Below are 26,625 nucleotides of genomic sequence, written 5' to 3'. Positions count from 1 at the left end.
ATCCTACGTTGGTGCCCGGATTCCGAGATTAAAACCTCAGCAGGGAAAGCATTGGCCGAGAAGAACCCGACCAATAGCGAACTGACCTATATCCTTGAATATTGCCCGGATTCCGAGATTAAAACCTCAGCAGGGAAAGCATTGGCCGAGAATGTAGGGATCATTAATCCAGTAGATGAAAAAGCATTAATTAAAAAAATTGCAATTGCTGTAGTATCAAGACCAGGAAGTTTAAAAATGGATAGTTGGCATTGTGGAACTTCTCATTGTTTAGCTGGTCATGCCTGTGTCGAAAATGAAGAAGCTATGAGAATTGAAAAAGAACATTCAACTGAAATTGCTGGCGCTGCCGTTATTCCAAGCTATGCTCATCTTTTTTATAGCGATGATGATACTGTTTTAGCAGTATTAAAAGAAATAGCAAATCAAGACTAAAACTTAATAATTATGCTTTACAATCCAGAAAAACTAATCGATGTTCAAAGAGCTGTTGAAAAGTTCAACTATTTTGTAAAGCATAATAAAGTATTTGAACTATCCGCAAAAAAAGTATCGAAGACTTATCCACAACTTAAATATGCACACCTCATCATGTCATGGTTTGCTATAGAATATGGTGAGCAGTTGGAATATATAAAATTTGAGTATTTCAAAAAACTTGTAAATCCCTCGATTTTCGAATATGAATTTATTAATCGTAAAACAGGAGAAGTAAGAATTGAATATAAAAGTTTGGCTGACCTTACTAAAGATGAATTGTCATTGGCAATTGATCGATTTAGAGATTATGCGAGCAAAGAAGCCGGAATCTATCTTCCAGAACCTTCTGATTTAGCTTTAATGAGAGAAGTAGAAATTCAAGTTAAAAACAATCTACAATATTTATGAATCAGCAAGAAATCAATTTCGATGATCTTTTTCATATTGAAAATAAGATCAGTAACCAGGAACATTTTGAACGAAATAAAGAGAGATTTTCCAACCAGTGCAGAATCGTATATGAGGCTCTTTTAAGAGGCGAAAGATTGACGACTACAAAAGCATTGATTGATTACAAAATTGGCGATTTACGCAGAAGGATTAAGGATTTGAAGGATATCTGGAATGTTCCAATTAGATGGGAATATAAGAAAGGGAAATACAAAGAATTTTATTTAATAATTAATACAGATAAATCATGAACATTAATATCAAGCAGGCCAACATTAAGAACAGTTTATTCTTAGCATATAAATATGACCAGTACGTCAAAAATGCTAAGAAGTCCGCATCAGAATCTTCGGATGCACCAATTCATGATGATTTAAGAAATGCCTTTTCGGCCCTCATTCCTCACTTTGCTTTTATATGTGAAGAAATTAAAGAATCTGATTGTCAGGACAGATTAAACAATCCGGATGACGAACTACCTGAAGAACATATTTTATTGAAATACAAAACTCATGGTTTCACTATAAGTGGTCAGGGTGATTCCGAAGGAGTTACGATTTCCGGAACCAAACGTTTAGAATCAGGAAAAGTATTGAGTTTAAATACTCCGTTTTTAAAGTTCGAGGACTACAATGATTATTATTTTATGGCCGAATTAAGAGAAGCTATCGACAATCTTAAATCAGAAGTATACGAATACCTCGAAGGAAAACAAGCCCCACCAAAACAGCAAGCAATGGAACTTGAAGAAGAAGAAGTTGCAATGTAAAATTTTAATCTAATAATCTACGAGTAATGCAAATAGTTGAATTTTTAAATGAGTTTCATATTTCAATTGATTTTGGAAGATGGAAGGACCGAAATACACAAATGGTTAAAGGAATTTGTATTATTTCAGAGTGGAGTACTAATATTTTAACTGGTCAATACATTGACAATCCTACCGATGTTTCAATGGTAATTAATGTTAAGCCGGATCAAATCAATATTCCGTTTGAACATTTAAAGAATAATCAAAGAATAATTTGGAGAAAATTCAAGTCAGTTGCAAAATGGAATCATTCGAAGAAGGTTTGGGTTGTTCCCATTCTTTTTAAAGAACTGGTTTATAAAGTTGGTGAAAAATGCAAAGCTTCTACAATTCAGATTAAAGATAATTTACCTGAAAGAGTTGATGTAATACCAGAACTACCAAAATTGCAATTAAAGTTGGGAATTGTTAATTCAATTACCGGACATATTCCAAGACCATATCAAGAAGATGGTATTGCTCGTGGATTAGAATTAAAAAGATTTATAAATGGCGATCAGCCGGGACTTGGAAAAACACTTCAAAGTATTGGTACTGTTTACGCAGCAGAAATGCAAGGAGAATTTACTTTTCCTTGCATTGTTATTTGTCCATCAGCTTTAAAAATAAACTGGAAACGTGAATTTGAAATGTGGACCGATAAAAAAGCAATGATTCTTGATGACAAAAACAAAGATACTTGGCACCGCTTTTATGAAATGGGCATGGCAGATGTATTCATTGTAAACTATGAATCATTAAAGAAATTTTTTGTTCTATCAATGCCAGGAAAAAAGGATTTAAAGCACTCCAGTCAAATATTAATGGATGAAAGGATAAAGATATTCAAATCTGCAATTGTAGATGAAAGCCATCGTCTAAAAGATCCTAATTCAATACAGGCAAAAATTTGTATCCAAATTACAAAGGCAAAAAAATACATCATTCTTCTGACAGGAACACCGGTAGTTAATAAACCGATTGATTTATTCAGTCAATTAGCAGTTATGTTCAAACTTGGGCACTTTGGCGGAGAAAATGGATTTAAAGCAAGGTATTGTGAAGGTGGAAAAGGTTCTGCAAATTTGAAAGAGTTGAATTATTTAATGAACATGTCTTGTTATTTCATGAGAAAGAAAGAAGACGTTTTAAAGGATCTTCCGCCATTATCACGTCAGACAATTTTATGTTCGCTGACAAACAAAAAAGAGTTTGACATTGTTCGTGATGATTTTGCCAATTTCCTTAAAAATTCTGACTTAACTGATTCAGAAATTAAGAAGAAAGTAAGCTCGGAAACTATTGTAAAAATTACAATGTTACTTCAAATTTCTGCAAAAGGAAAAATTGAAGCAGCTCAGGAATACATCGATGAAATAGTTGATTCTGGTCAAAAGATAGTAGTTTTTTGTAAGCATAAAATAATAGTTGATCTACTCAAACAATTGTATCCAAAAGCTGTTACGGTTACCGGAAATGATGATTCTATTCAAAAACAGAATTCTGTCGATAGCTTCCAGAATAAACCAGATACCAAAATAATCATTTGTAATCATAAGGCGGCCGGTGTTGGTCTAACTCTAACAGCCAGTAGTGAAGTACTATTTGTAGAGCTTCCATGGACACAAGCCGATTGTGAGCAGGCTGAAGCAAGATGCCACCGTATGGGCCAGCCAAGTAATGTTAGGGCAACTTATTTGCTAGGAGAAGATACTTTGGACCAATGGTTATATGATATCATTCAAGAAAAGAAAGCTATTGCAAATGCTATTACCGGGACTGAAGATATAGTTCCAACAAGTATTTTAAGTAGTGTATTTGATTTGTTTAAAAAGTAAAACATGAGATATGGCAAGACCTGAAAGAAATAGTGTAGACTACTTTCCTTTTCTATGTGAGGAGGGAAATAAGATGTTCTACCTTGAAGAGACTTATGGAAATGATGGGTTTGCAACCTTTGTGAAGTTACTTAGAGAATTAGCAAAAACCGAATATCATTTCTTAAATCTATCCAAACCAAGTACAATGATGTACTTATCTGCAAAATGCAAAGTTCAAAAAGTTGTGCTAGAAGCAATCATAAATGACCTTGTTGATTTAGGAAAATTTGACGCTGGTTTATGGAAAGAAAATAACATCATTTGGTGTCAGGATTTTATCGACAGTGTACAAGATGCTTATAAAAAGAGAAATAATAAATGTATCACTTTTGATGGTTTACTCATCCTTTTAGAGGGTTTAGGTATCCGTAAACCTCTAAAAGGGACAACTAAAGTACCCGTAAACACACAAAGAAAAGAAAAGGATATAAAAGAAAAGGATATAAAAGAAAAGTATGATGCCAGAAAATTAAAATTTTCTTCCACTCTCGAGCCTTATTTAGAAGTTTATGGAAAAGATTTTTTAAATGATTTTTACAAGTACTGGACAGAGCCAAATAACTCTGGAACAAAATTCCGCCGGGAACTTGAAAACACATGGGATTTAGAAAGGAGACTTGCTACATGGGCCAAAAATGATAAAAATTTCAAACCAATTCAAAATGGAAGCACGCAAAACACAGGAGGATTCTCTAAAAATCGATAATGTTTTAATTCCGATTATCGGAATTCACAAATACAATGAACTTAAAAGTTTTAGTTCTGATAAATTATCAGATTTTCAAAAGGCACAAATTGACTCCTATGAATCCAAAAACAAAGAAGCTACTCCAGAACAAATAGATTCAAGGGCAAATTATGTTAGAAAGCTTTTTGAACCAAAACCAAGAATTGAATTTTCTATCACTGCCATAAAATTATTTAATCTTTTCAAGGCAAATTTCGCAGAAGTAAATGGACGGCCTTTTATTAAAATCAAGGATATTACAATTAAAAATTTAGAACCACTGATTTATTACTTTTCAAAAGACGATCGTTTTTTTAATTGTGATAATTTATCAAATATATCAGAACCGAGTTTTGAAAAAGGGTTATTGATTATTGGAAATTTTGGAAACGGAAAAACATCTACAATGAAAGTTTTTGAAAAGATTTTTAAAGGAATTCCTGATGTAGGTTTCAAAAGTTATTCTGCCAATGAAGCTGTAGTGATGTTCGAAAAATGTAACTCTGATATTGATCGTGATGAGTTTGAAAAAGTTATGTGGCGCGGAATAAAAAACTTTGACGATTTAAAAACAGAACGTATCGCAAGTAATTACGGCAAGGTTAACATATTCAAAGAAATTTTAGAAGAGAGATATCGCTTAAAATCAAAAACATTTTTAATATGTAACTTCAAAGAAGGCTACGAAGATGATCTACAGGCTGCAATTGATGAGCTGGGTGAAAAATACGGCGGTCGGGTTTGGGATCGTGTTTATGAAATGTTCAATATCATTGAGTTCAAAGGTAAATCTTTTCGAAAATGAATCATATCAGCCAACGCAACCGATTAGAAATTCAACTCAAAAACTACAGAGATTTTATGCCATTATGTCCACCAGATTCTTTTCCAAAATTAGTGAACGAAATGATGAAGATTCACTGCAGACTTGAGAAAATAAGAGAATTCACGTTGGAACAGTTGGTTGAAGAAGTTCAATTTCAATATGAAACAGTTCAAAGTAAATCTAATTTCAAAACCATTTAAAATGAAAAACCTCAGCATAGTCAATAAATTAATTGAAATAAAATCTCAAATTTCTGCATTAGGCATTGAATACTTAGAAACACAAATGCCAGTAGCTTTAAGCGATATCGGTAAAACACTTAAGCCATTTGTAGAAATAGGATCGTCGATTGATCAGGCAATAAAAAAATTAAGTTCAGATGTTGATCCAGGATCTATTCCAAAATCAAATAATTTGCAGTCATGATAGATCCAAAGGAAAAACCTTGCTTAGGTACAGGAATTGCAAAGGGTTTTGGATGTGGTCATAAAACAAAGCACAGGGTTTACGGTTTGGGTAAAATGTGCGGATGTTATTCGAATTGGCTGCTGAATTCTGAGCAGGGAAAAATTAAACTTGAAAAGTCAATCATTTCTGCAAAATCAAAAGTTAAAAAGGAAAATAGGCAAAAGGAAATTGTAGAAAATGCAAACCAGAAATTTGCCATTCTCTCTCCAGATAAATACCGAGCAAAATATTTGCAGCCAATTCTAAATGAAATTTCAAGACTAATCGATTTCGGACAGTCTTGTATCGCAACTGGCAATTTCGGCAAGATGAATGGGGGACATTATATTTCAGTGGGAGCTAATAGAACTACTGCTTTGAATCTGCACAACATTCACATTCAGTCTTTCGAAAGTAATCATCATAGAAGTGGAGATCAGATTAAATACCGACTGGGTTTGATCGAAAGATATGGAAATGATTATTTCGATTACATTGAAACTCTACAAAGGCATAGGCCGCTGCATCTATCCACTTCAGACATGATAGAAATTGCATCAAAAGCGTCAAAAATCAGATTAGAACTAAAACGTAATCCAGAACAAAAAACTCCGAACGAACGAATAAAACTCCGGAATAAAATAAATCTGGAACTCGGCATTTATGATGCTAATTTCTGCGAATATAAGTTCTAAAGGCTCTCGATATCGAGGGCTTTTTTATTACACAATATTAATCCTTAAAATAATACGATGGATTTAGAAAACTTAAATATTGATAAAATAGAAACAATCAAAATTCTCAATAGTGTCTGGGTAGCGCAAACAACAATCTTTATTCCGAACAAGACGAAAATTGAAATTAAAGGTAACAGTGAAATAAGTGCTTATGAAAATATGCTGAAGTTTTTCTCTTCTACTCAGAAACCAAAACAGATAAAAGCTTTACCAAACGGAAACAAAATCTATCACTTTAAAAACAAATAAATATGAATTTTTTTACTCAATTAATCGAAACAGGAATCAAAGATGTAACTATTGAAATAAAAGTTGCTGATGATGGGAGAGTAACAGTATTAACCTCGCCAAAAACTATTGCAAAAGACAAAGGTTTAAATACGATGAAGCCTTTATTGCTAACTGGAACTACTGAAGAACTTGATTGTGGATATTTTCAAGCTATTACCAAACCATTAAAGAAAACTAGCGCTTTTTTTAATAATGTTGAAAACTACGAAGCAAATCTTGAAAGTTCCAAAAAGGAAACTGCTGAGGCAAAATCAGCAAAAGAAAATGAAAAAAATGCTCAGTCCGGATTGGTTAAAGTACTCGAGAAATTAAAAACTCCTGCGGATTGGTCAAAAAAGAGGGATGCAGTTAAACAAGCCATTGAGGATTTGTTAGAATTTAATCCTGATAGTTCGGCAGCGAAGAAAGCGAAGAAAGATTTAGAAATAAATCTTGCAAAAGTGCAAATGGGAGATGGCTTATTTTCAGAAAATGAAATTGAAGAATCAGTCGAAGAAATTCCCACTGAAGAATTAGCGGATGATTCTGCACAAATGTTTGATGAAGTGGAAGAGGATCAAGAAGAAGAAGAATAATTAAAAAAAACAGCAATTATGTTACAGTCACAAGAATTACCTCGAATATTTAAGTTTGAGATTAATAAAGAAGTTATTGAGTTAGAAGATCCAAACCCGGCTTTTACTCCAAACGATATCAGGGATCTATATACAGCACAATATGCTGAACTATTGAATTCCACAATTGTTCCACAAGGAATTGAAAACGATCGAATCGTCTACGAGTTTAAAGTTGTAGCTGGAACAAAAGGATAGAACATGAAAGCAAGAGATTTTTTAAATCAGATAAAAAGTTCTAAGAGAGTCAACCATAAAACTAATTTGTTATGCTCAAAAATAAAACAAAATCAAGAAAGCCTCCACAAATCCGGTATTCAGAGAAGATCAATGTCCGACCATTATCCAACAGTGTTTTTGAGTTAGTTAATAATATTCCAAAGGTGATAAATGCTTTATCACCTTTTAGTAAACACTGTGTAAATGTCAAATATGCTGAAATCTTATTAATTTTTTGTGAATCAAAATTGCCTGATAAACTTGAAAAATTAGAGTTTAAAAGAGCCAATAGCATAGGAGAATTTACTTACTCACTCACAAAATTAATTATAGAAAATGGCTATACAATAGTTTATGATGTTGAAGAATTTCATGATAGTGAGATTGTAAATTTCCATTATTCAAATTTTCCATATGAGTGGCACTGGTATATAATGGAATCTAAATCACTACTTCAAATTGATAGTAATGAATTAAAAATTGGCTATGCTCAATTAATGCTGCGATTTGGTAAAAACACAGAGATTTCATTTATAGATCACAATTATACAACGTTTGAAGATAGTTTGAATGAGTATGAAACTGACTGCATTCAAATGTTTTTCGAAGACGGTTCGATTGAAACAGACTTTGAAATTTTTGAAGATTACGAACAGGCAGCATTAAAGCCGTTTCAGGAATTGAAAGCAAAATACGATTATTATGTGTCGCTACCGTTAGATAATTTCTATGGTTATACACCTAAAAATGATAAAGAAAAAGAACTAAAAGAGCTTATCTATGACGGATTGGCGATAGATTTCTCAATAATTCATCGTTTTCCAGATGATCAAATGGCGATTACAGAGGATGAAGAATTAGTTTCTTACACACAATCCTTCATGCTCATTTGCGAATATGTATCAGAATTAAATGAGCTGATGATGGAAGGCTTAAACGATAGAGCAAACAATTGTGGAGTTACTAATCCGGTCAATTATCATACTTATCAAGAGGGAAAAATTGTAAATGGCCCTTCGATTGAAGAAGAAAAAGAGCTCCAGAAATTATGTGAATTTTTATGTAACCTTTCAAACTATTTTGACTAATGGAAATGATTTATACAAACTCTGTAGAACCTCAAAAACTGCAATTTATTATTGCTGGATATGGTGATAAACTAGCCTATCATGATTATGATCATGAGAAACAAAAACTTAATGCTGGAAAGCCATTGACAATTGAAACACTTCGTTCAATCATAAAAGTCACAAGTGATAAGTTTGTTGATTTTGATACAACATTTAATTTTTCCGGATTAATACCTAGGAATGTTATAAGATTCTTTACCGATGAAAAGAAAATAATTTGGTGGACTCCCGGCCAGAAGAGAAGGTTGCTTTTTGAAAAAAGTGTCGGTATAAAAACTGGAATTTATCCGGTGCCTGTTTTACTTTGGAAATTGGAAAGTAACAAGTTATCAGTATGGGCCTTGAAAACACAACCAAAGTCTACATCAGAAAGTATTTTTCATGCTCCTTTTTTCAATACAAGCGCAACAGGCCTTGTTTGTATGGGAAATGCAAAATTTAGTTCGGACAGTATGGACTATATAGAAGTAATGAAAGTTGCAGAAACTGCCTTTTTTAACTCTTATTTTACTCATAGTGCAAATAGCAACTTATTAAAGATAAACTATTCTGAATTAATGCTTGAGCATTTTAAATCAAAACCAGACACATTTCCTTCTAAGCAGCTTTATCCTGCATCAAAAACGATTAATTCAATACTGGGATATGAAAATAGCTAATAAACAAAAAGTACATTATTGTGATCCTTATTTTTTTTCTCCAAGGCATCCGATAACAATTACCGTAATTGGTGCTGGTGGAACTGGTTCATTTCTTATTTCAAGATTAGCAAGATTAGATTTTGCTTTAAGACAGTTAGAGCATCCGGGACTTCACGTAAAAGTTTATGATGGAGATATAATTGAACCTCATAATGTTGGCAGGCAAAATTTTACTAGAAATGAAATTGGATTATACAAGGCATCTACTATGATTGAGAAAGTAAATTTTGCATTTGGATTAGATTGGGAAGCTGATAATATTATGGTAAAACCGAAAGATGTTACGAATTCAAATATAATTGTAACCTGTGTCGATAATGCAGCATTTAGAATGCAGCTTAACGACTTAATTATGAAAAACTATAAGATCAGCAATAGGCTTGATTATACAACATCATTTTATTGGTTGGATTGTGGAAATGGAAAAGATTTTGGTCAGGTCGTTCTTTCAACTATGGGTAAAATTAAGCAGCCTAAAAATTCTGAATTTGAACTTATTTCTGATTTAAGAACAGTAGTAGAGGTTTTCGGAGATCTAGGAACCTTCGACAATATAGAAAGTCAAGGCATAGAAAACTGTTCCTTTCGGGAAAGTATCGAGCGTCAAGATTTATTTATCAACGATATGATATCAAACCTTGCATCAGATATGCTTTGGAAACTTCTAAGATACAAATATCTAACACACCATGGAGTAGTTTTAAATCAGGGAACTCTTCAACAAAGAGGATTAATAATTAAATAAAAACTATATGAACTTAATACTAAACAGTAAAAATTTACTCGAAAAATTATTGATTTTAAATGGAGTAATAAATTCTTCAAACACCCTGCCAATATTGGACTGCTTTTTATTCGAAATTGACGGAAATCAGTTAAAAATTACTGCATCAGATCTGGAAACAACCATTACCTCAACAATGGAAATTACCTCATCAGACAAGGGATCAATTGCGGTAGCTTCTAGGATGCTGATTGATATGCTAAAAACATTTCCGGAGCAACCTCTTGATTTTTGTGTGTTAGAAAACAGTACGATGAATATTACCTCATCATCCGGAATTTATTCTATCGCATATGCACCAGCAAAAGAATATCCGATTGCAGTATTAGTAGAAGATGCTCAAACAGCCAAAATAAATTCTAAAGTATTGGGTAAAGCAATTAGTAAAACGGTTTTTGTCACTGGAACAGATGATTTAAGGCCCTCAATGACCGGTGTTTTATTTCAGTTTTCGCCTGCCGGATTAAATTTCGTTGCAACTGATGCTCACAAATTGGTGAGGTACCAGCGAACAGATATAACCTCAGAAGAGCAAATTGATTTTATTGTTCCTAAAAAGCCTTTGAATGTTCTAAAAGGAATTCTTTCGACTTTGGATATCGAGGTTATTCTTTCGTTTAATGAAACAAATGCAATCTTCACTTTCGGTGATTATGTTTTGATATCGAGATTAATTGAAGGGAAATATCCTAAATACGAAAATGTAATTCCAAAGGAAAATCCAAACAAAGCTTTGATTAATAGAACCACATTTTTGAATTCTGTAAAATGTGTTTCCATATTTTCAAACAAAACTACAAGACAAGTAGTATTGAATTTTGGCGGTAATGAAATACAATTATCGGCCGAAGATATCGACTACTCAAACAAGGCAAATGAGCGCTTAACTTGTAGTTATATAGGCCAAGATGTAAAAATTGGATTTAATGCCAAGTATCTCGCGGAATTAGTTGCCAATTTAACTTGTGAAGAAGTGAACTTTGAATTTTCGCTACCAAATCGAGCAGGCCTCTTAATACCTGCAGATGGAGAATCAGAACATGAAAATCTACTCATGCTCATCATGCCAACACTTATAACATAGACTAACCGGAACCCTAAAAAGTTCCGGTTTTTAATTAGATATAATGGCAAAATTTAGAAGAACACCGGAAGGATTGACCACGTTGACCCCGGAACAGGATTTATACATTTCTGAAAATTATCTTTCTATTCCTTTAAAAACAATGGCCCGAATTATTGGAAAAAGTAGTTGCTTATCGATCAGGACCCGAATGAAGCAATTAGGTCTAGTTGTTCCGGCAGATCTAGCAGAAAAGAGAAGAATTGACAGTGCTTTTAAAAAAGGGCATATTCCAGAAAACAAAGGCTTGAAACAAATTGACTACATGACCCCGGAAGCAATTGAGAATTCGAAGAAAACTTGGTTTCAAAAAGGACATCTTCCCCACAATACAGCAGAAAAAGACGGTGAAATTAGGATAAGATATTCTCATAAAAAAAGAGGATATCCACCTTATAAATGGATTAGAATTTCTTTAGGTAAATGGCAAATGTTACATGTTTTCAATTGGGAAAAAGTAAATGGAAAAGTTCCTGAAGGACATATAATAATTTTTAAGGACAAAAATACCTTAAACACTGAAATTAGAAATTTGGAGATGATCACTTTTGTTGAAAACATGCAACGAAATTCAATCCAAAATTACCCGGAAGACCTGAAAGAAATCATGCTGCTAAAAGGTCAGATCAAGCGCCAGATTAATAAACATTTAAAAGATTCCAAATGAAAGACATAATAAACATAGAACTTAATAAAATCATCGGGAACTCCTTTAATTACAAGGGTGATGATCTTTATTTTGAAAGATTTAAGGAAATATCAACTGGTAAAATATGCGTTTTTACCCATAAAAGCACACTTCATTTTTATGAATCGGAAATAGAAGTTTTTTTACAAGAACTCACCGAATGTAAAGTTGAAAATTTTAGAGATAAAGCTTTAGTAGCCGAAAATACAAAGGCGCTTGCCGGGTATACTCCCTCGGCAGAAAATGTCGAAATGAAAGCTACTTTAATGGAAATGCTTGCTAAAGTAAAGCAAAATCCAAGTGCAATTCCACAAGCGAAATCAGCTTGTGATATTGTCAACACGATGATCAATATTCAAAAAACAGAACTTGATATGATCAAGTTTGTTACACATAAAAAACATCAAGTATAAAAGCCTTTTTCTATATGAGAATCTTTGCTTGTCGGCAAGGTAGCTAGTTATAATGTGTTATGGTTAGGAGAATCAGGCAAAGTTTTTCATTGACACCCAATTAAATTATAATCAGACTGACGGGGGAAAGACCTCATTTTTTTTTATTAACTAAAAAACCAAAATTATGTATACATCATTAGCAGTTATCGGATTGATCTTAATCATTGTATCACTATATATTTTGTGTGATACAGTAACAGAATACTTGAGTGAAGGAAAGTCTTTCACCACTCACGAGTTAAAAGGATTTAAATAATGGAAAATTTTGAAGAAATGGAAATGCCAACACCTTGCCAGAAATGCGACGGTTGGTTTGATCTAAATGATGGAGCTGCTTCCGAGAAGTGGTTTCCTCGCACTGTAATTTGTCCGGAATGTGGAGAGAAAGAACAAAACATTGTTGAAATGGAGCAAGACATTGAAGATCTACAGGATGAAATTGACCAGGCCAACGATGCTATTTCCAGTGCAAACGAAACAATTACGGAAAATAGTTCTAAAATAGAAGAATTGAAAGAAAAATTAAAAGTGTTTGATTATGACTAAAACAGATTTTATACAAATACAGTGGCTTACACTAGATATTATTCTACTACCTGATGAATGCTCTCAAGATGGTTGGGTAGACGTAAATAATTTAAATAAAAATAAAATTACTGAGGATTTAGAGTATAAAAAATATTCTGAATATGAAAACAATTTTGAAACTATGTTGTGCCGGCCAAAAACTCTAAAAGGAATTGAAAACAATAATAGCTGGATTAAACTAAATGATGGTGAAGATTTCCCTCTGTTCAACAATAAAACTAAATATGATTTAGGAATTATGAATGATCAGAGAAAATTTATTGTTTCAAAAAGAAGTGTCGGTATAACTTCATTACTCCGGGGATTCTATCACCATGGAATTACCCATTTTAGGGAAGTTAATGATATTCATCCACTATATTAAATATGAAACGTCTTAACTATTACCAGGTTCATAAGAACAAGTTCCCACGAAGGATAAAACGACCTCAACAAAAATCATCTCACATTCCTTTAGTTGCAATAATGATGGCTATGAGTGCAATTAAAATTGCAGTAATCCAAAGTCAGATACATGTTAGTCCAACTACCAAAATTATGCAGATCGTTCTTTCGGCTGCGGAATCTGCTTTAGCAATTGCTGAGGTAATTAAAAAAATTAAAAAGACCAATCCTAAAAAGCTATACTATGAAAAACGAATTATACGACATATATGATATGAGAGTTGCAAGAATCCTTTGGTTTCTTATTGGTTTTTGTTCAGGTTCATTATTAATCTTTTTAATAAAATAATATCATGAAGGCACTATCAGTAAAACAACCATGGGCGCATTTAATATGTACACCACGATTAGACAATCCATTATTAGGAATTAAGGATATTGAAAACCGAACCTGGCGAACTAACTTTCGCGGTAGGATATATATTCATGCTTCAGCTAAGATTGTGGATGTTGAATTTTCAACAGGACAAACTGCAGATCTGTATTTGAATAATATTTGGTATCCGGGCGTAGGGTTTTCAAAAGAAATGAAAGTTGTTTCAGCAATCATAGGAGAAGTAGAAATAATTGATTGTGTTCAAAATCATCCGAGTATTTGGGCTGAGAAAGCAGCGCCAGGAGAAAAACCAATTTGGAAATGGGTCTTGGCTAATCCGATCCTTTACGAAAAACCTATTCTGAATGTAAAAGGAAAGCTTTCTTTCTGGGAGCCGGAGATTGAAATAGTTGAATGTGTCAAGTGCGGTCAAAAATTCGATAGCAACATAATGACCGAAGATGATGGCAGTGAGAAATTCTGTTTAGAATGTTATGACGTGATTTTAGGTAACTTTCTATCAGTACGATAAATTTGTATAGTTATGATTACAAAATCAGAAAATCACAGTCATTTTTGGGTAGAAAACAAGATACTCTACGAAAGCTCTAATACAATTCGAGGTTTACGTTATAGGAGAATCATTGAGTTATGGTTTCACTATCCGGATAATAATAAATTGACCGATATGATGATAGCTTATGTTAATCGACGTATTAAAGCAGAGCCGGATAAAATCATAAATAGTTTAAATGATTTACCTCAACAAGATCAATTATCACTTTTTTAAAATTAAAACCCCGATTGCAAGGTAAATTGCTACAAAAATTATGAAAACAATTATTAAGAGTTCTGTTATTTTGGTAGTTTTCACTATCTTATTATTTATTATAAACTCGGTCTTCAATGTGGTTTTTTATGATAATTATTTACACAACAATCTGTTTTTAGGTATTTTAATGATAATTGGAACGTCGCTTTTGACTACTTTTATTGTTTACAATTTCAAGAGTTTCTGGAGATTATTCACTTTAATACTTATTTTAACCTTACAAAGTTGTAACTACGCAAAATCTAATCAACAAGTTGTTATTTCTGAAGATTGCGGAATGAATTGGAAATTAATTAATTCAGGTGATGCGGTTCCAAAAGGGGGTTTGAATATGTGTTATATGAAAGTTGTAATCCCAAACTATCCAATGCAGGGAGAAAGTAAATTTATATCAAATCTAAAAGATCGCGTTAGAGCATCAGTTCATGTGGATTATGATTATTCTATCACGGATCCATTAGCGTTTATTAAACAAGCAAAGTATCTTGGAAAAGCAAACACCTCAGCAGATAGCACGGAAGCATTGAATGATTCTGCATTTGAAGGCGCTGAAAATATGGTTATTGATAAACGAATTAAAGATGTTGCAAAAAGAATATTTTTAAATGAAGATATGGTTGAACTTGATCAATCTGATATTGAAGCTAAGCTTCTTGATGAATCAAATAAAATTTTAGCTCCTTTGGGAGTTTATTTAAACTTCATCACGCTTACTTTTGATTTGGATGAACAAACTAGACAGGCAATTGACGTGTCAACTGCAATGAAGATATATCAAAGTAAAGGCTTAGAAGAAGTAGGAAAACAAGTGATGATTGAACGTGCCGGCGCAACAAAAATTATTGTTGAGAATAAAACTGAAACAATACCTGTAAAAGACTAATTAATTATCTTGCATTTTTCGTATTTCAGTATTTTTAAGATCTCTTAAAAATCAATACTTGGGTCAACTTCTTACACAGGCTGGAGACAAAAAAATGTTACAATTAATAACGCTATGATTTTACCAATTCTGATTGGTTTTGCATAATTTTATCGCTTTAAAATTGTACAGGATGGATCTTTCAAAATATTTCGACCGTATACCTGAGATAGATAAAGCTAATGCGGATTATCAGGAAGCTCTTAAAAAGCTTTTTAAGAATGAGATAACACTAGATGAGTGCATGAAGTTTAAAGAGGCTGTATCGTACGCTTGCACTAAATACGGTAGAGTTTATTCAGAAACGCATCCGGATACAGCGGAAAAGATTAAAAAAAATATAAGCGAAAAAGATTTACTTATCTAAATTCTGAGTTTGCTTTTTAATAAACGAAACAAGATCCTGGTAATTCTTTTCATTGAATGAATGTCTTTCATTCTTTTCATTTTTTTTGCTCTTAAAAGTGTCATAGGTAATTCCCATGGCTTCAGCAGCCTTAACGCCGGTAATCCCGAAATCTTCCAACACCTTATTTATTTTGTCAATGGGTTCCATATTCATTTTATTATTACATTTACTGCAAATTTAATTATTAAAATTAAATTTCGTTTCTACAAAACGTAAAACCTCTCTTTCGAGAGGTTTTTTTTAGTTAAATTGATTCGATGTATAATATAAGTTCAGCAATTGTTTTAAATGTAATCGGAATTAAAATATCCGATACAGAAAGCATTAAATCACCTCCTTTTGTAAAAGCTATGAAATGTATTTTTTCGTTGCTATCTACTAAACTTTGAATTTCTTTGTAAGCGTCTTCTAACATGATTTTTGTTTTAAAGAGGAGCCTTTCGGCTCCCCTAAGTTAGTTTAAATTAATTGGAAGTGTGTTGTTGTTAAATTATGGAACTTCTTTTTTCCTTCGTCATTCATAATCTCAAATCTGTCATACACTATTCTTATAATCTCGTATTCTTTGTTAAGTGTAAATTTACTCGAGGAATGTTTGAAAACACATTTAACAAAATCCCCAGGCTGCGGTTCGTTTTCCCTGTCTAAGCGTCGGTATACCCTAACTTGTTTAAATTCTTCGATTTGCCTAATCTCTAACGCTTCTAATCTAACTTGCTCATGATACGCGTTCACAATTTCAAGAGCTTTCAAATAAACTTCATTTGTAATCATTGTTTTAAATTTTAATTGTTAATAATAGATTCATTTCTACCCTACAAATATACGACACTTTTTGGTATCGTAAAGCGTTTTAACAAAATTTAACATATTATATTATAAAATAATATTTATTGCTACTTTTGTTGAGTAATATCCGGACCATGAAAACAAATAATTTGACTATTCGACAGGAAGCTTTCGCCCAATCCTATATTAAATTAGGTATAGGTGCCGCAGCTTACAAAGACGCCGGTTACTCTTATAAAAACAAAACTGACAAAACAATACATGAGGCTGCATGTAGATTGCTGAAGAATAGCAAGGTGGCTGCAAGGATAAAAGAACTGCAATCAGTAGTTGCTGACATTGCCGATAAGGAATTTAAGATCACCTCAGAGGAGATGCTTCGACATCTTAACATTCTCCGAAATGCCAGGATCGATGAGTTTGTCGAGTTTAAAGAGGTGAAGGTTCCTGTATTTAATAGGCAGGGTAAAAAGACTGGATATACTTTGGAAACAAAGCTTTCCTTCAAAGCGTTCGATAGATTGACTGAGCAACAGCTTATGTGTATTGAAGGGATTAAGCATACTAAATACGGCATTGAAGTTAAATTACATGGAAAGGAGTGGTCCATTGAAAAGATCAATAAGCACATTGGGTTCTATGAAAAGGACAATGAGCAAAAAAACAAAGTATTGGATATTTCAAGCCCGGATGCACGCGAAGCACGTATTGCTGAGCTGATCGCTAAGGCACAAAAATAGTGTTCATAATCACTTCATTAAAAACTAACATATTATGCTAATAAATAATAAAATATGTTAGCTTTGTATCTATGAAACAAATAAAAATTATCTGTATTGCAATCATCGGGATAATGGTTACAACGGTCTCCAAAACCGTAGATAAGGGTTCGAATCCTTCACTTTCCACAAATCATTTTAAACATAATTCAATGTTCACCCTGATAAGCCAGGACATAGAACCACTCGGGTTGGAAAGGCTCGTTAAATCATTCTGTGATACGTGGATTATTGGGTAATAAAATTGGGCACGTAGACAATCTGGATCGTGTAGCGTTAAGGTAATGATGTTTAAATCCATTATGATCTTTATAAAAAACCAGATGGTTCATTGCTTTTAAGTTTAAAATAAACACCAAACATCATGATAGAAATTGTAAACGGCCGGGTATTCGTAGAAGGAAAAGAAACTGTTGATCCGGCTTTAATCGGATATGCTGTACTTGATTTGGCAGAAGATAATCAGAACGCTACACTTCATCCAATTACTGATAAAAACTTATTATCAATGATCAATAATCAGGTTGAATTGAATCTTATATCACAATTGGCAGAGAATGAAGCTTTGACAATTCCATTATTCGCTGATGGTATGAGTTATCAGGCACCATTTTATGTTAACTGGCCATCAACACATATTCTTTATAATATAATTGAAAGAATTAAAAATGGCAGATTGATATTCAAAGATCATAATCAAGGATGTACTGGATTTTCTAAAGGTGAACTAGTATTCATTAAAAAGTAATAGATATGAGTTTACTAACCGGAAAATGCGAAATAGCTTTTAATAAATACATTCAAGATCAAATGTATTATCTAGGAACTGAAAAATTAGGTGTGTTGTTTTTAAGTGCGCTTTATATTGAATTCTTTGATTCCGTTCAAATTTATATTCAAGATTGGGGATTTGTTGATTATGTGGAAGGAATGAAACCTGGATTCGATTCATCTGTTGTTTATAAATCAGAGAATCATTCAGTATCTGATGGTTTTTTTGATAACAGGCAATCTGCAATAACTGCTGCACTTGAAAAAGCAAACGAAATTTATAATCAAAATCATTAATGATAACTATTGAGAACAATTTCAGCATCGAAGATATTGTCTATTTAAAACATGATATCGAACAACTGCCAAGAATGATCATTGAAATAAGAATCAAGAAATATGATATACTTTATGAGGTACAAAGCGGAATTAATATCTCAGTTCATCATGATTTGAGTTAACCAAAGAAAAAACATTCTACTAATGAAAGCAATTCTAAATAAAATAAAAGATTACTTCAAAAAAAGAAAGCAACGCAAAGAAGCAAGAAAAGCAACTTTTTTACGTGCTAAAAGAAATTATGAAGCATTGATAAATGAATTGAGATTGATTCAGGAAAAGAAAAGCAAACTCTCCAGAAGAGAAAGGGAAATAGTTGTAATGCAGATAAAATATCTTATTTCAAAAGGTCATATCGTAGTAAATAAATAATTGAATGTCATTAACCGATGCTGAAATATTAGAGCTGGAAGATCTTTTGAAAGCAAGAGATATTGATATGTCGCGCGAAAGACTTACAAAGGTTGATGATGAAACAAATCCAAATTACTCTCTTCTTTTCAATGCCATTCAGGACCAAAAATATGAGGTTATCGACGGCAAAGATGAACTTGTTTCCGGTTTTCGTGGTGCCGGACTTGAAGGATCTTCCCGTTCAGGCAAAACATGGTCCGGGATTGATATTATAATCTGGCTTTGCTTGTTTTACGAACCAGACGGATGTACAATCAATATATATCGCGAAACCTATAATGAATTCAAAACAACTCTTTATGATGATTTCAAGCGCCGTTTAGATGATTACGGCTTGCCAAACAAGTTTAAAGATACCGATGAGATCAAAAGTTTTAAGATTGGGAATAGCAAGATTTACTTTATTGGTGATGGTAAACATGGAGGAGGTTGTGATTACGCATTCTTTAATGAGGTTATGTTCATTAAGAAATCAGTTTTTGACCAGGTTAAAATGCGTTGTCGTAAATTCTGGTGGGCCGATTACAATCCATCTTTTACAGAACACTGGTTTTTTGATAGTGTTTTAGCTCGTCCGGATGTTGCTTTCCTTAGAACAACTTTCAAAGATAACAAATACATTTCTGCTCAGGAAAGAAATGAGATCTTAATCACTGAACCTTGGAAGCCTGGGTCATATATTGTCAAAGATGGAGTAGTTCAATGCTACAACAAATTAACAAAGAAGGTAGAACCACTATCGCCAACAAATCAACCGGCTCCACATCCCGATAACATTCGTAACGGTACCGCAGATGAAAGCTATTGGCGTATTTATGGTTTAGGACTAAGAGGAGCAATGAAAGGATTGATCTTTCCATTCGTTACGTGGATTGATAAGTTTCCAGAAGATAAGGCAGCTATTTATCCTAATGACTTTGGTTTTACAACAGATCCTAATACACTTGTTAGATATGCAGAAGATGAGCATAACATTTGGATTGAGCCTTTAAGTTACGAACCGATTGAAACACCAGAAGCCCTTTCATTGCTGCTTGAAAGTTTAGGTATCGATAAATCAAAGGATATTATTCCATGCGATTCTGCCGATAAATACACCGGAGAAAATAAAGGAACCGTTGAAATGGTTAAAGGTTTGAAAAAACAAGGCTTCATAAATGCTTTCAAAATAAAGAAAACAAAATCAGTAATGTTCTGGCTTACTTCAATGAAGAAAAAGAAGATCCATATCATTAAAAACCATTTGTACAAAGCAGCTTTAAAAGAACAACAAAATTATAAAATGCGGGAAATTGCAGGTATTTCAATTAATCAACCTCTGGACAAATTTAATCACATTTGGGATAGTGCAAGGTATGGACATATTGCGCATAACTCACCTTCAATTACACTTGAGTCAACGCCAGAATCAATTAACAATATAAATTATTAACCATGGAAGAAGAATTCTTATTACAATTAAAAACTGAACCAGATAAGGTCATTGCAAAAATTAAAGAGCAATCTAAAGATAGTGCCAAAATTTTAGCATATCAGAAGGAATATAAAGAACACGATAGAACTATTAGAGAAACTCAGGTAGGTAATATTCAAAAAGATAAAAACGTTGGGAATGGAGAAAAAGCCAAATTGGTAAGGGCAGTACGCATTCCGATTGATTATCAAAAGAAGATTGTTTCAACTGCTACAGCTTTTGAAGTTGGTAAACCAGTGACATTGATTCCTTCAGAAGTTAATGATTTATCTGAGTTAATAAAAATGATTTGGAAAACAAACAGAATTGATTCTTTATTGCAAAAGTTGATTTCACTAAAGAAAGCAGAAACACAAGGAGCAATTCAATTTTATATTACTGATATAAAAGAGAATTCTCTTTTCGGAAAAATATTAAATTTCTTAAAACTTAAATCCCAGGCTAAAGAAATAAAATCAAAGTTACTTGATAACACAAAAGGAGTTATGACTCCCTTTTTTGTCGGTGATAATATGGTTGCATTCATGTGGGAATATAAAGCAAAGAATGCCGCAGGAAAGGAACTAAATCATTTGGAGATATGGGATGAATTAAATTATCACTATTTGAATGATGAAAGTGGCAAGATTGCCTATGTGGACAAATCTCTTCCTCATGGATTTGATAGAATACCAATTGTCTATGTCGGTCAGGATGAACCGGAATGGTTTATAGTGCGAGAGCTAATAGATAGATATGAAACATCACTTTCAAAGTTAGGCGGTTCTAATGACTATACGGCATATCCTTTACTTCAGATATTTGGCGAGGTGAATTCATTTCCTGATAGAGACGACAATGGCAAGATATTAGAGTTCAAAATTAAAGTTGATGATGATGGAAAAGAACACCACGGTAGAGCAGAATTCTTAACTGCTGCAAACGCAGCCGATAGAGCTAAATTAGAATTTGATAACGTAAAAGATCTTATTTATTCTATTTCACATACTCCTGATTTATCATTCAACAACTTGAAAGGCATGGGAGATGTTTCCGGTGTGGCTTTAAAACTGATGTTTTTAGACGCGGTTATTAAAGCAACAATGAACGAAGGAGATAATCGAACAACTATTGAAAGAATCCTGAACGTAATTACTTCAGGAGTAGTTAAAACAACAAATACAAGTCTTGCAAAGTTCGCTTTAACCCTATATTATGATATAATATTTAATTCAATCATACCTGACGACGTTAAGACAGCAACTGACATCATAACATCTCTTAAAGCCGCTGGATTATTATCAACTCTATCGGCTATTAAATTGATCGATATGGTTGAGAATCCTGATGAAGAACTTAAACTTATCAATGCCGAAAAACCTATTGTTGCGCCTGAAGTATTGACTTAGAAACTTATAAAAAATAAATTAATTAATTTCGCTATTTAGAATCATTATAAATAGCGTTTTTTTATTTACATTTGTTTCTGTAAAAATGTATAACTAATTATTTCAACATGGCAGTAGATAAACAAAAAGTGATAGCAAGACTTAAAGCATTATTCCCTAAGGCTAATCTATCACAAAAAAGGTTAGACGCAATTGCGGATAAACTTGCAAAAAAACCAGCAGATGATGCTGACGATACAGCTATTGATGCAGTAATCAATGACTTTAATGATGTTATGAGTATCGAAGGTATCGCCAAAGATGATGATAGAACTCGAACGCTCGAAGCTGAAAAACAAAAGGCAATAGATGATGCACGTAAAAAAGCTGGATTAGATCCTGAAAAAAAAGAAGAAGACAAAGTGGAATTACCGGACAATACACCAGATTATGTGAAAGCTATTCTTGGTAAAATGGACAGTATTTCAACTGAATTGGAAACAATTAAAACGGGAAGAGTTACTGAAACAAAAAAAGCATCTGCTACGGATCAATTCAATAAGTCTGAAATTCTTAAGAGAATTCCGGATAGCGTAAAGCCAAATTGGATTAATAGAATAGATGTTAATTCTGAAGTTTCTTTTGAGGATCAAATCAAAGGTCTTGAAACAGAATACGGGGAATTGGTTCAATTGTCTGCTGACAACAATCAATATGCGCCAGCTGCAGGAGGAGGAGATCCTACTGATGTTAAGGTTGATGAGGCTGTTGTTGAAAGTATGCTAAACATTTAAAATATTGTTTAATCTAAAAAATTAAAATTATGTCGGGAACTACCGCAAATTTAAATAATACCGGAGATACTTTCGATACTGGAAATGACAGTATTGTTATTGTTTCAAACTTGGAGACTATTCCAGGCGGTAAAACTCTGGACGTAACTGGTTTTACGCCTTTAGTTATTCCAGCCGGTCACGTAGTGATCGAAGAAACTTCAACTGGAGTTTTAAAACCAATGCCCGTTACAGGGGCAAATTATGCAGCACTACCAGCAAGTCATACTTACAAAGGAATTGTTATTTCAAGCGTTTTAACAGCAAAACCTTTTGTCGGAATTATGGTTAGAGGCTCAATGAACAAAAACGCTTCCAAATATGGCATTGCTTCAATCCTTACGGCATTGGAAACTGCTTTACCATTAATCAGATTTACAAAAGACTAAGCTATGAATCAATCATTATTCGTACAGTTTATTGCTTATTTCAAAGCAATTGCAAAATCCATTGAAGTTAAAGTAAATGGTAAAAAAACAGAGTTGACATACTTGTACAAAGAAATGTTGACTGAAGAGCTTAGTGTTGATTTACAGTGGAAAAGTTTAACTGTAAATTCTAACATTGTTGCTGCTGATATTGTTGCTTTAGATTCAGCTTTGCCATTAAAGAAAAGAGATTCTTTTGGCGCTGCATCTGGTGATATTCCAAAATCAGGTATGAAATTACAACTTACCGAAAAGCAAATGACCGACATTGACGTACTTAAAGCACGAAATGTTGAGACTGCTGTATTAGTTGATAAGATCTTCCAAGATGAGGTAAAATGTACAATGGGTATTCATGAGAAAATGGAATTTATTTTCTTACAAGGTTTGTCAACTGGTGTTGGATTAGTTGAGGAAGAGAACAATGTAGGAACTGGAGTTCGTGTTGATTATGGATATTTAGCTGCAAACAAATTTGGAGCGTCAGTAGTTTGGTCAGATCCAAATTCAAAACCAATCGACGACATCAAACGCATTGTGAAAACTGCAAAAGCTAAAGGTGATGCAATTAAGCTTTTGATGATGTCAGATACAACATTTGACAAGTTCGCAGAAAACCAACAAACGAGAGAGAATTATGCATTTACGCAAAACTTTGTAGGTACTGCAATTCCAGTACCAGATCTTGAACAAATTAATTCTATGATGCAACGTAAGTTCGGTTTAGTGATTGTGGTTGTTGATAGAACAGTTACCACTGAACGTGATGGAGTTAGAACAGTTCATACTCCTTGGTCAGTAAACAATGTAATTTTCTTAACGTCTTCAAAAGTAGGTAAATTAAATTATGGTATCCTGGCGGAGGAAACTCGTAAATCTCCTAAAGTAATGTATGAGAAATCAGGATCATTTATTCTATTGAAAAAATGGAGTACTGAAGAGCCTTTTGCAGAATTCACATCATCTCAAGCGATAGCTATTCCAGTGATAAATAATGTTTCATCAATCTACTTATTGAATGTGGAAGAAGCAGTTGCTGATGCGCAAACAGAAGGCGATGCGAACGTAAACTACAAAACAGTTAATTATACTAAAACGTCTGTGATTGCTGCAATCAATTTGGCTACTGGTAAAACAACTGCAAAATCTACCAATACAGATGCTACTCTTCAGAAATACATTAATGAATTATCTGAGGAACAAGTATTAGTATTTGAAGCAAACATTGTAGCAGCATAATATGTACAGTCAAGAAGCAATAGATGCATTATTAAACCGAATTGGTTGGTCCGAATTATCATCGGGCCTACCTTTCGTTTTAACGCCTGAAAACTTGATGGCAGAATCTGGAAAGAAGTTTAACTGGTATCATTCTTTGATTTTGATTGATAATATATATGCAGCTGTTCCGGAAGTTGAAATGTCAGAAACAAATTTCAATGCATACTTATCAGATATAAGAAAACAGGCTGTATTGAGTGTTCTTACTTCTATTCTTGATACTTATGTTGATTACGATCCTGCAACTGATTACTCTACAATTATTATTGAAAGGCCAACACTTTTTGATGATGCAATTGGTTTATCAGTGGCCATTAAAATGATTGAATTATTCATTTCTACCACTAGATCTAACTTCAATGAGAGAAGTGCTAAAATGAGTTATCAAGCTTTAAAAGTTGAGTTAGAAGGCGCTAAAAATGATAACGGTCATTTTATTGCAAAAGGAATTGTTTACAAAATGGAGCAATCAATTAAGAAAGCTCAAAAAGTAATATTTCCTTATAAGATTGTTGTTAACGACGGTAACGCCTGGTAATTATGAATTATACAGTAATTAATCCAAAAGGAATTGATAAAGAAATCCAACTGATTCAAACTTCATTGTTTGAAAAATTAGGATGGTCACCAATTGATGTATTTGGAAGAGTTCATAAAAATATTTCAAAAGAAAAAGGCTTGGTACCTGAATTCTATTTAGGGAAGAATGAATACAAAGATGTATTTACAAATGATCTTAAATCGGCAAATGTATTCTTCATTGATAATGATGAGCACACTACTACAAATAGAGTTTTCTATTACAGTGAAGTTAAAATAGTGTTTATGGTTGATCTGAAAAAGGTTAAACCAACTATTGCTCACCGTGCTGATATGGAAGTTGAAATTGACGCTTTAAAAGTAGTTAAAAGACATAGAATGTTTGAGGTTGATGGCTTTGAAAAAGGAATAGAAACGGTATTTAAAGGTTTTAATATCGATCATATAAAGCTTTTAAACGTTCAACCACATCATGTTTTTGCTATTACGGGAAAATTGAAGTACAAAATTAATTGTTAATTATAAAAATATTACACCATGGTTTACCAAGAATGTAAAAACAAAAAGACTTCCAAAAAGAACACTGGAGCCAAAGAGCAGTGTCTTGAAGGTCTTACTATTAAAACTGCAGCGCACGTTCCGGGATTTAGCTTTCCAACGATCGCAGATGCCAAAAATAAAGCACTGTGGAATGCTGCTGTTGCTGCAAAAAAAATTATTCCACTTTACGAAGTTGAAGAATTGGCTTCTGCTAATACGGAAGATACAAACTTCGATGGCCGTAGAAAGCAGTACAGAACTGCTTCGGGTAAAAAAGTTTCGACTTACTCAAGTTTCTTAAGCTTGTGTTCTCACTCTGCATTAAAATCATATCACGGTGATGATATGGGATTATTTGAATTTACTGAAGATGGTGCTGTTATCGGTGTTATTAATGACGATGGAACTGTAAAAGGTCAGTCAGTTGTTATGAACGTTGGTAAACGTATTTCTGCAACTGCAGATAGACCGCCATCCACTCAGGTAACAATAAATTACAAAGATTTTAACGAGTTAGAAGATGATGGTGCGATTTTCCGTCCAGAATCTTGGGGAGCTGATGATATCTTCGGAATTTTTGATGTTACTCTTACTCAAGTATCTGCTACTACTACAGAAATCAAATTTAAAGCTGCTGCAGGTTGCGCCGGAGGTGATGAAGAAATTACATCTTTCCTTGCTGCTAACATAGTTTTAAAAGATTTAGACGGCGCAACAGAATCTGTAACGTTTGTTCCTGCTGATGCAGAAGGAATATATACGATTACAGGAACTGGTTTTGCTGATGGATTTACTCTAGGGTTAAATGGTGTTGTTTCACAAACTGGAACTGGTACTTCTTATGAAGCTCCAATTCCATTAATAATTGAGTTAGACTAATGGCCAATTATAAAGGGATAGAATTTGCAGAGGGCTATAACAAGCCTTTTGCAGATTTTAAAAAAGAGTTTGCTTCAACTCATATTTTTAAAAACATCCCATCCGCAGAGAGAGAAGCTGAACTTAAAAAGGCACACAAAATCGCTACCAATGGCAACATTTCAGGAACAACTGGCAAAGGCAAGGAAACTGAAGCCCAAAAAATTGGAGATTGATCTTTTCAAATTCATTAAAAGTATTGAAAAAGACTTAATAGCTATTCAGAAGAAAAGGATTTCGGAGGAAAGTAAAGATATTTTCGGCAATCCCATTGGTTTTTATTCTTACTGGACCGAAGT

The 26,625-nt window shown here is 33.2% G+C and carries 43 protein-coding genes; 40 read left to right on the top strand and 3 right to left on the bottom strand.

What is annotated here, in order from left to right; translation table 11 throughout:
- The 26 genes from EV143_RS21595 to EV143_RS20915 all read left to right on the top strand — a co-directional run.
- A partial coding sequence (locus tag EV143_RS21595) for a hypothetical protein (protein WP_208111297.1) occupies positions 1 to 435 on the top strand: 435 nt, incomplete at its 5' end.
- Positions 436 to 447: 12 nt separating this feature from the next.
- A complete protein-coding gene (locus EV143_RS21035) occupies positions 448 to 888 on the top strand; it encodes a hypothetical protein (protein WP_133509877.1) in 441 nt (146 codons plus the stop codon).
- Complete coding sequence (locus EV143_RS21030) at positions 885 to 1,181, top strand: helix-turn-helix domain-containing protein (RefSeq protein ID WP_133509876.1); 297 nt, start codon at positions 885 to 887, stop codon at positions 1,179 to 1,181. The genes EV143_RS21035 and EV143_RS21030 overlap by 4 nt, the downstream gene beginning before the upstream one ends.
- Positions 1,178 to 1,699: a hypothetical protein gene (locus EV143_RS21025; protein WP_127340095.1), complete on the top strand. Its 522-nt coding sequence runs from the start codon at positions 1,178 to 1,180 to the stop codon at positions 1,697 to 1,699. Before EV143_RS21030 ends, EV143_RS21025 begins: the two co-directional genes overlap by 4 nt.
- A 26-nt stretch (positions 1,700 to 1,725) precedes the next feature.
- The gene (locus EV143_RS21020; RefSeq protein WP_127340096.1) at positions 1,726 to 3,558 is read left to right on the top strand and encodes a DEAD/DEAH box helicase; all 1,833 of its coding nucleotides are present in this window, start codon (positions 1,726 to 1,728) and stop codon (positions 3,556 to 3,558) included.
- Positions 3,559 to 3,568: 10 nt separating this feature from the next.
- Entirely contained in the window at positions 3,569 to 4,306 is a 738-nt protein-coding gene (locus EV143_RS21015) for a Lin1244/Lin1753 domain-containing protein (RefSeq protein ID WP_133509875.1), read from the top strand.
- On the top strand, positions 4,263 to 5,132 hold the full coding sequence (locus EV143_RS21010) for a P-loop NTPase family protein (RefSeq protein ID WP_133509874.1): 870 nt from the start codon (positions 4,263 to 4,265) through the stop codon (positions 5,130 to 5,132). The genes EV143_RS21015 and EV143_RS21010 overlap by 44 nt, the downstream gene beginning before the upstream one ends.
- Positions 5,129 to 5,353: a hypothetical protein gene (locus EV143_RS21005; protein WP_133509873.1), complete on the top strand. Its 225-nt coding sequence runs from the start codon at positions 5,129 to 5,131 to the stop codon at positions 5,351 to 5,353. The genes EV143_RS21010 and EV143_RS21005 overlap by 4 nt, the downstream gene beginning before the upstream one ends.
- Position 5,354: 1 nt before the next feature.
- Positions 5,355 to 5,579, top strand: a complete 225-nt coding sequence (locus tag EV143_RS21000; RefSeq protein WP_133509872.1) for a hypothetical protein — start codon at positions 5,355 to 5,357, stop codon at positions 5,577 to 5,579.
- Positions 5,576 to 6,295 (top strand): recombination protein NinG, encoded by a 720-nt coding sequence (locus EV143_RS20995; RefSeq protein WP_133509871.1) that lies wholly within the window; start codon positions 5,576 to 5,578, stop codon positions 6,293 to 6,295. Before EV143_RS21000 ends, EV143_RS20995 begins: the two co-directional genes overlap by 4 nt.
- A 57-nt stretch (positions 6,296 to 6,352) precedes the next feature.
- Entirely contained in the window at positions 6,353 to 6,586 is a 234-nt protein-coding gene (locus EV143_RS20990; RefSeq protein ID WP_133509870.1) for a hypothetical protein, read from the top strand.
- A gap of 2 nt (positions 6,587 to 6,588) precedes the next feature.
- Positions 6,589 to 7,203, top strand: coding sequence for a PRTRC system protein E (locus tag EV143_RS20985; RefSeq protein ID WP_133509869.1), 615 nt, complete (start codon positions 6,589 to 6,591; stop codon positions 7,201 to 7,203).
- A gap of 18 nt (positions 7,204 to 7,221) precedes the next feature.
- A complete protein-coding gene (locus EV143_RS20980; RefSeq protein ID WP_133509868.1) occupies positions 7,222 to 7,440 on the top strand; it encodes a PRTRC system protein C in 219 nt (72 codons plus the stop codon).
- Between the two features lie 269 nt (positions 7,441 to 7,709).
- A complete protein-coding gene (locus tag EV143_RS20975) occupies positions 7,710 to 8,549 on the top strand; it encodes a hypothetical protein (RefSeq protein WP_133509867.1) in 840 nt (279 codons plus the stop codon).
- Positions 8,549 to 9,250 (top strand): hypothetical protein, encoded by a 702-nt coding sequence (locus EV143_RS20970; RefSeq protein ID WP_133509866.1) that lies wholly within the window; start codon positions 8,549 to 8,551, stop codon positions 9,248 to 9,250. Before EV143_RS20975 ends, EV143_RS20970 begins: the two co-directional genes overlap by 1 nt.
- Positions 9,237 to 10,037, top strand: coding sequence for a PRTRC system ThiF family protein (locus EV143_RS20965; protein WP_133509865.1), 801 nt, complete (start codon positions 9,237 to 9,239; stop codon positions 10,035 to 10,037). The genes EV143_RS20970 and EV143_RS20965 overlap by 14 nt, the downstream gene beginning before the upstream one ends.
- Before the next feature lie 7 nt (positions 10,038 to 10,044).
- Complete coding sequence (gene dnaN / locus EV143_RS20960) at positions 10,045 to 11,160, top strand: DNA polymerase III subunit beta (RefSeq protein WP_133509864.1); 1,116 nt, start codon at positions 10,045 to 10,047, stop codon at positions 11,158 to 11,160.
- 43 nt (positions 11,161 to 11,203) lie between these two features.
- Positions 11,204 to 11,866 carry an HNH endonuclease signature motif containing protein gene (locus EV143_RS20955; RefSeq protein WP_133509863.1) on the top strand — a complete coding sequence of 221 codons (663 nt, stop codon included), beginning with the start codon at positions 11,204 to 11,206 and terminating at the stop codon, positions 11,864 to 11,866.
- On the top strand, positions 11,863 to 12,300 hold the full coding sequence (locus EV143_RS20950; RefSeq protein WP_133509862.1) for a hypothetical protein: 438 nt from the start codon (positions 11,863 to 11,865) through the stop codon (positions 12,298 to 12,300). Before EV143_RS20955 ends, EV143_RS20950 begins: the two co-directional genes overlap by 4 nt.
- A 297-nt stretch (positions 12,301 to 12,597) precedes the next feature.
- Complete coding sequence (locus EV143_RS20945) at positions 12,598 to 12,888, top strand: coiled-coil domain-containing protein (protein WP_133509861.1); 291 nt, start codon at positions 12,598 to 12,600, stop codon at positions 12,886 to 12,888.
- Positions 12,881 to 13,294 carry a hypothetical protein gene (locus EV143_RS20940; protein ID WP_133509860.1) on the top strand — a complete coding sequence of 138 codons (414 nt, stop codon included), beginning with the start codon at positions 12,881 to 12,883 and terminating at the stop codon, positions 13,292 to 13,294. The genes EV143_RS20945 and EV143_RS20940 overlap by 8 nt, the downstream gene beginning before the upstream one ends.
- Before the next feature lie 110 nt (positions 13,295 to 13,404).
- Positions 13,405 to 13,587, top strand: a complete 183-nt coding sequence (locus EV143_RS20935) for a hypothetical protein (RefSeq protein WP_133509859.1) — start codon at positions 13,405 to 13,407, stop codon at positions 13,585 to 13,587.
- An 80-nt stretch (positions 13,588 to 13,667) separates the two neighbouring features.
- Positions 13,668 to 14,222 carry an ASCH domain-containing protein gene (locus EV143_RS20930; RefSeq protein WP_208111296.1) on the top strand — a complete coding sequence of 185 codons (555 nt, stop codon included), beginning with the start codon at positions 13,668 to 13,670 and terminating at the stop codon, positions 14,220 to 14,222.
- A 12-nt stretch (positions 14,223 to 14,234) separates the two neighbouring features.
- On the top strand, positions 14,235 to 14,480 hold the full coding sequence (locus EV143_RS20925) for a hypothetical protein (protein WP_133509858.1): 246 nt from the start codon (positions 14,235 to 14,237) through the stop codon (positions 14,478 to 14,480).
- Between the two features lie 40 nt (positions 14,481 to 14,520).
- Positions 14,521 to 15,405: a hypothetical protein gene (locus EV143_RS20920; protein WP_133509857.1), complete on the top strand. Its 885-nt coding sequence runs from the start codon at positions 14,521 to 14,523 to the stop codon at positions 15,403 to 15,405.
- 172 nt (positions 15,406 to 15,577) lie between these two features.
- Positions 15,578 to 15,811 carry a hypothetical protein gene (locus EV143_RS20915; RefSeq protein WP_133509856.1) on the top strand — a complete coding sequence of 78 codons (234 nt, stop codon included), beginning with the start codon at positions 15,578 to 15,580 and terminating at the stop codon, positions 15,809 to 15,811.
- On the opposite strand, the gene EV143_RS20910 is transcribed toward EV143_RS20915, so the two are convergent.
- The 3 genes from EV143_RS20910 to EV143_RS20905 form a co-directional block, all read right to left on the bottom strand.
- Positions 15,800 to 16,000 carry a hypothetical protein gene (locus tag EV143_RS20910; RefSeq protein WP_127340147.1) on the bottom strand — a complete coding sequence of 67 codons (201 nt, stop codon included), beginning with the start codon at positions 15,998 to 16,000 and terminating at the stop codon, positions 15,800 to 15,802. The two genes, EV143_RS20915 and EV143_RS20910, sit on opposite strands and share 12 nt — an antisense overlap.
- Positions 16,001 to 16,097: 97 nt before the next feature.
- Positions 16,098 to 16,268, bottom strand: coding sequence for a hypothetical protein (locus tag EV143_RS21590; protein ID WP_161568450.1), 171 nt, complete (start codon positions 16,266 to 16,268; stop codon positions 16,098 to 16,100).
- A 44-nt stretch (positions 16,269 to 16,312) separates the two neighbouring features.
- Positions 16,313 to 16,627, bottom strand: coding sequence for a hypothetical protein (locus EV143_RS20905; RefSeq protein ID WP_133509855.1), 315 nt, complete (start codon positions 16,625 to 16,627; stop codon positions 16,313 to 16,315).
- A 149-nt stretch (positions 16,628 to 16,776) separates the two neighbouring features.
- On the opposite strand from EV143_RS20905, the gene EV143_RS20900 reads away from it, so the two are divergent.
- The 14 genes from EV143_RS20900 (at position 16,777) to EV143_RS20840 (ending at position 26,502) form a co-directional block, all read left to right on the top strand.
- Complete coding sequence (locus tag EV143_RS20900) at positions 16,777 to 17,382, top strand: terminase small subunit (RefSeq protein WP_127340116.1); 606 nt, start codon at positions 16,777 to 16,779, stop codon at positions 17,380 to 17,382.
- A 403-nt stretch (positions 17,383 to 17,785) separates the two neighbouring features.
- Complete coding sequence (locus EV143_RS20895) at positions 17,786 to 18,169, top strand: hypothetical protein (RefSeq protein ID WP_133509854.1); 384 nt, start codon at positions 17,786 to 17,788, stop codon at positions 18,167 to 18,169.
- A 5-nt stretch (positions 18,170 to 18,174) separates the two neighbouring features.
- The gene (locus EV143_RS20890; RefSeq protein WP_133509853.1) at positions 18,175 to 18,489 is read left to right on the top strand and encodes a hypothetical protein; all 315 of its coding nucleotides are present in this window, start codon (positions 18,175 to 18,177) and stop codon (positions 18,487 to 18,489) included.
- Positions 18,489 to 18,653 carry a hypothetical protein gene (locus EV143_RS21585; protein WP_166638198.1) on the top strand — a complete coding sequence of 55 codons (165 nt, stop codon included), beginning with the start codon at positions 18,489 to 18,491 and terminating at the stop codon, positions 18,651 to 18,653. Before EV143_RS20890 ends, EV143_RS21585 begins: the two co-directional genes overlap by 1 nt.
- Before the next feature lie 22 nt (positions 18,654 to 18,675).
- Positions 18,676 to 18,903 carry a hypothetical protein gene (locus EV143_RS20885; RefSeq protein WP_133509852.1) on the top strand — a complete coding sequence of 76 codons (228 nt, stop codon included), beginning with the start codon at positions 18,676 to 18,678 and terminating at the stop codon, positions 18,901 to 18,903.
- 4 nt (positions 18,904 to 18,907) lie between these two features.
- On the top strand, positions 18,908 to 20,377 hold the full coding sequence (locus EV143_RS20880) for a phage terminase large subunit (RefSeq protein ID WP_133509851.1): 1,470 nt from the start codon (positions 18,908 to 18,910) through the stop codon (positions 20,375 to 20,377).
- A 2-nt stretch (positions 20,378 to 20,379) separates the two neighbouring features.
- On the top strand, positions 20,380 to 21,807 hold the full coding sequence (locus EV143_RS20875; RefSeq protein ID WP_133509850.1) for a phage portal protein: 1,428 nt from the start codon (positions 20,380 to 20,382) through the stop codon (positions 21,805 to 21,807).
- Between the two features lie 128 nt (positions 21,808 to 21,935).
- Complete coding sequence (locus EV143_RS20870; protein WP_133509849.1) at positions 21,936 to 22,580, top strand: hypothetical protein; 645 nt, start codon at positions 21,936 to 21,938, stop codon at positions 22,578 to 22,580.
- Between the two features lie 29 nt (positions 22,581 to 22,609).
- Positions 22,610 to 23,008 (top strand): hypothetical protein, encoded by a 399-nt coding sequence (locus tag EV143_RS20865; protein ID WP_133509848.1) that lies wholly within the window; start codon positions 22,610 to 22,612, stop codon positions 23,006 to 23,008.
- 93 nt (positions 23,009 to 23,101) lie between these two features.
- Positions 23,102 to 24,286: a major capsid protein gene (locus EV143_RS20860; RefSeq protein WP_208111295.1), complete on the top strand. Its 1,185-nt coding sequence runs from the start codon at positions 23,102 to 23,104 to the stop codon at positions 24,284 to 24,286.
- 1 nt (position 24,287) lies between these two features.
- A complete protein-coding gene (locus EV143_RS20855; RefSeq protein ID WP_133509846.1) occupies positions 24,288 to 24,866 on the top strand; it encodes a hypothetical protein in 579 nt (192 codons plus the stop codon).
- Between the two features lie 2 nt (positions 24,867 to 24,868).
- Positions 24,869 to 25,387, top strand: a complete 519-nt coding sequence (locus EV143_RS20850; RefSeq protein ID WP_133509845.1) for a hypothetical protein — start codon at positions 24,869 to 24,871, stop codon at positions 25,385 to 25,387.
- 18 nt (positions 25,388 to 25,405) lie between these two features.
- On the top strand, positions 25,406 to 26,287 hold the full coding sequence (locus EV143_RS20845; RefSeq protein ID WP_133509844.1) for a hypothetical protein: 882 nt from the start codon (positions 25,406 to 25,408) through the stop codon (positions 26,285 to 26,287).
- Entirely contained in the window at positions 26,287 to 26,502 is a 216-nt protein-coding gene (locus EV143_RS20840) for a hypothetical protein (RefSeq protein WP_133509843.1), read from the top strand. Before EV143_RS20845 ends, EV143_RS20840 begins: the two co-directional genes overlap by 1 nt.
- Positions 26,503 to 26,625 lie beyond the last annotated feature (123 nt).

Source organism: Flavobacterium chryseum (assembly GCF_004362015.1).
GTDB lineage: Bacteria > Bacteroidota > Bacteroidia > Flavobacteriales > Flavobacteriaceae > Flavobacterium.
Note: the sequence above shows the minus strand (reverse complement) of the source record. Positions and strands in the feature narration are given on the sequence as shown.

Coding starts and splice junctions, on each gene's coding strand:
- EV143_RS21035 (WP_133509877.1), top strand. CDS start 448: ATGCTTTACAATCCAGAAAAACTAATCGATGTTCAAAGAGCTGTTGAA.
- EV143_RS21030 (WP_133509876.1), top strand. CDS start 885: ATGAATCAGCAAGAAATCAATTTCGATGATCTTTTTCATATTGAAAAT.
- EV143_RS21025 (WP_127340095.1), top strand. CDS start 1,178: ATGAACATTAATATCAAGCAGGCCAACATTAAGAACAGTTTATTCTTA.
- EV143_RS21020 (WP_127340096.1), top strand. CDS start 1,726: ATGCAAATAGTTGAATTTTTAAATGAGTTTCATATTTCAATTGATTTT.
- EV143_RS21015 (WP_133509875.1), top strand. CDS start 3,569: ATGGCAAGACCTGAAAGAAATAGTGTAGACTACTTTCCTTTTCTATGT.
- EV143_RS21010 (WP_133509874.1), top strand. CDS start 4,263: ATGGAAGCACGCAAAACACAGGAGGATTCTCTAAAAATCGATAATGTT.
- EV143_RS21005 (WP_133509873.1), top strand. CDS start 5,129: ATGAATCATATCAGCCAACGCAACCGATTAGAAATTCAACTCAAAAAC.
- EV143_RS21000 (WP_133509872.1), top strand. CDS start 5,355: ATGAAAAACCTCAGCATAGTCAATAAATTAATTGAAATAAAATCTCAA.
- EV143_RS20995 (WP_133509871.1), top strand. CDS start 5,576: ATGATAGATCCAAAGGAAAAACCTTGCTTAGGTACAGGAATTGCAAAG.
- EV143_RS20990 (WP_133509870.1), top strand. CDS start 6,353: ATGGATTTAGAAAACTTAAATATTGATAAAATAGAAACAATCAAAATT.
- EV143_RS20985 (WP_133509869.1), top strand. CDS start 6,589: ATGAATTTTTTTACTCAATTAATCGAAACAGGAATCAAAGATGTAACT.
- EV143_RS20980 (WP_133509868.1), top strand. CDS start 7,222: ATGTTACAGTCACAAGAATTACCTCGAATATTTAAGTTTGAGATTAAT.
- EV143_RS20970 (WP_133509866.1), top strand. CDS start 8,549: ATGGAAATGATTTATACAAACTCTGTAGAACCTCAAAAACTGCAATTT.
- EV143_RS20965 (WP_133509865.1), top strand. CDS start 9,237: ATGAAAATAGCTAATAAACAAAAAGTACATTATTGTGATCCTTATTTT.
- dnaN (WP_133509864.1), top strand. CDS start 10,045: ATGAACTTAATACTAAACAGTAAAAATTTACTCGAAAAATTATTGATT.
- EV143_RS20955 (WP_133509863.1), top strand. CDS start 11,204: ATGGCAAAATTTAGAAGAACACCGGAAGGATTGACCACGTTGACCCCG.
- EV143_RS20950 (WP_133509862.1), top strand. CDS start 11,863: ATGAAAGACATAATAAACATAGAACTTAATAAAATCATCGGGAACTCC.
- EV143_RS20945 (WP_133509861.1), top strand. CDS start 12,598: ATGGAAAATTTTGAAGAAATGGAAATGCCAACACCTTGCCAGAAATGC.
- EV143_RS20940 (WP_133509860.1), top strand. CDS start 12,881: ATGACTAAAACAGATTTTATACAAATACAGTGGCTTACACTAGATATT.
- EV143_RS20935 (WP_133509859.1), top strand. CDS start 13,405: ATGAGTGCAATTAAAATTGCAGTAATCCAAAGTCAGATACATGTTAGT.
- EV143_RS20930 (WP_208111296.1), top strand. CDS start 13,668: ATGAAGGCACTATCAGTAAAACAACCATGGGCGCATTTAATATGTACA.
- EV143_RS20925 (WP_133509858.1), top strand. CDS start 14,235: ATGATTACAAAATCAGAAAATCACAGTCATTTTTGGGTAGAAAACAAG.
- EV143_RS20920 (WP_133509857.1), top strand. CDS start 14,521: ATGAAAACAATTATTAAGAGTTCTGTTATTTTGGTAGTTTTCACTATC.
- EV143_RS20915 (WP_133509856.1), top strand. CDS start 15,578: ATGGATCTTTCAAAATATTTCGACCGTATACCTGAGATAGATAAAGCT.
- EV143_RS20910 (WP_127340147.1), bottom strand. CDS start 16,000: ATGGAACCCATTGACAAAATAAATAAGGTGTTGGAAGATTTCGGGATT.
- EV143_RS21590 (WP_161568450.1), bottom strand. CDS start 16,268: ATGTTAGAAGACGCTTACAAAGAAATTCAAAGTTTAGTAGATAGCAAC.
- EV143_RS20905 (WP_133509855.1), bottom strand. CDS start 16,627: ATGATTACAAATGAAGTTTATTTGAAAGCTCTTGAAATTGTGAACGCG.
- EV143_RS20900 (WP_127340116.1), top strand. CDS start 16,777: ATGAAAACAAATAATTTGACTATTCGACAGGAAGCTTTCGCCCAATCC.
- EV143_RS20895 (WP_133509854.1), top strand. CDS start 17,786: ATGATAGAAATTGTAAACGGCCGGGTATTCGTAGAAGGAAAAGAAACT.
- EV143_RS20890 (WP_133509853.1), top strand. CDS start 18,175: ATGAGTTTACTAACCGGAAAATGCGAAATAGCTTTTAATAAATACATT.
- EV143_RS21585 (WP_166638198.1), top strand. CDS start 18,489: ATGATAACTATTGAGAACAATTTCAGCATCGAAGATATTGTCTATTTA.
- EV143_RS20885 (WP_133509852.1), top strand. CDS start 18,676: ATGAAAGCAATTCTAAATAAAATAAAAGATTACTTCAAAAAAAGAAAG.
- EV143_RS20880 (WP_133509851.1), top strand. CDS start 18,908: ATGTCATTAACCGATGCTGAAATATTAGAGCTGGAAGATCTTTTGAAA.
- EV143_RS20875 (WP_133509850.1), top strand. CDS start 20,380: ATGGAAGAAGAATTCTTATTACAATTAAAAACTGAACCAGATAAGGTC.
- EV143_RS20865 (WP_133509848.1), top strand. CDS start 22,610: ATGTCGGGAACTACCGCAAATTTAAATAATACCGGAGATACTTTCGAT.
- EV143_RS20855 (WP_133509846.1), top strand. CDS start 24,288: ATGTACAGTCAAGAAGCAATAGATGCATTATTAAACCGAATTGGTTGG.
- EV143_RS20850 (WP_133509845.1), top strand. CDS start 24,869: ATGAATTATACAGTAATTAATCCAAAAGGAATTGATAAAGAAATCCAA.
- EV143_RS20845 (WP_133509844.1), top strand. CDS start 25,406: ATGGTTTACCAAGAATGTAAAAACAAAAAGACTTCCAAAAAGAACACT.
- EV143_RS20840 (WP_133509843.1), top strand. CDS start 26,287: ATGGCCAATTATAAAGGGATAGAATTTGCAGAGGGCTATAACAAGCCT.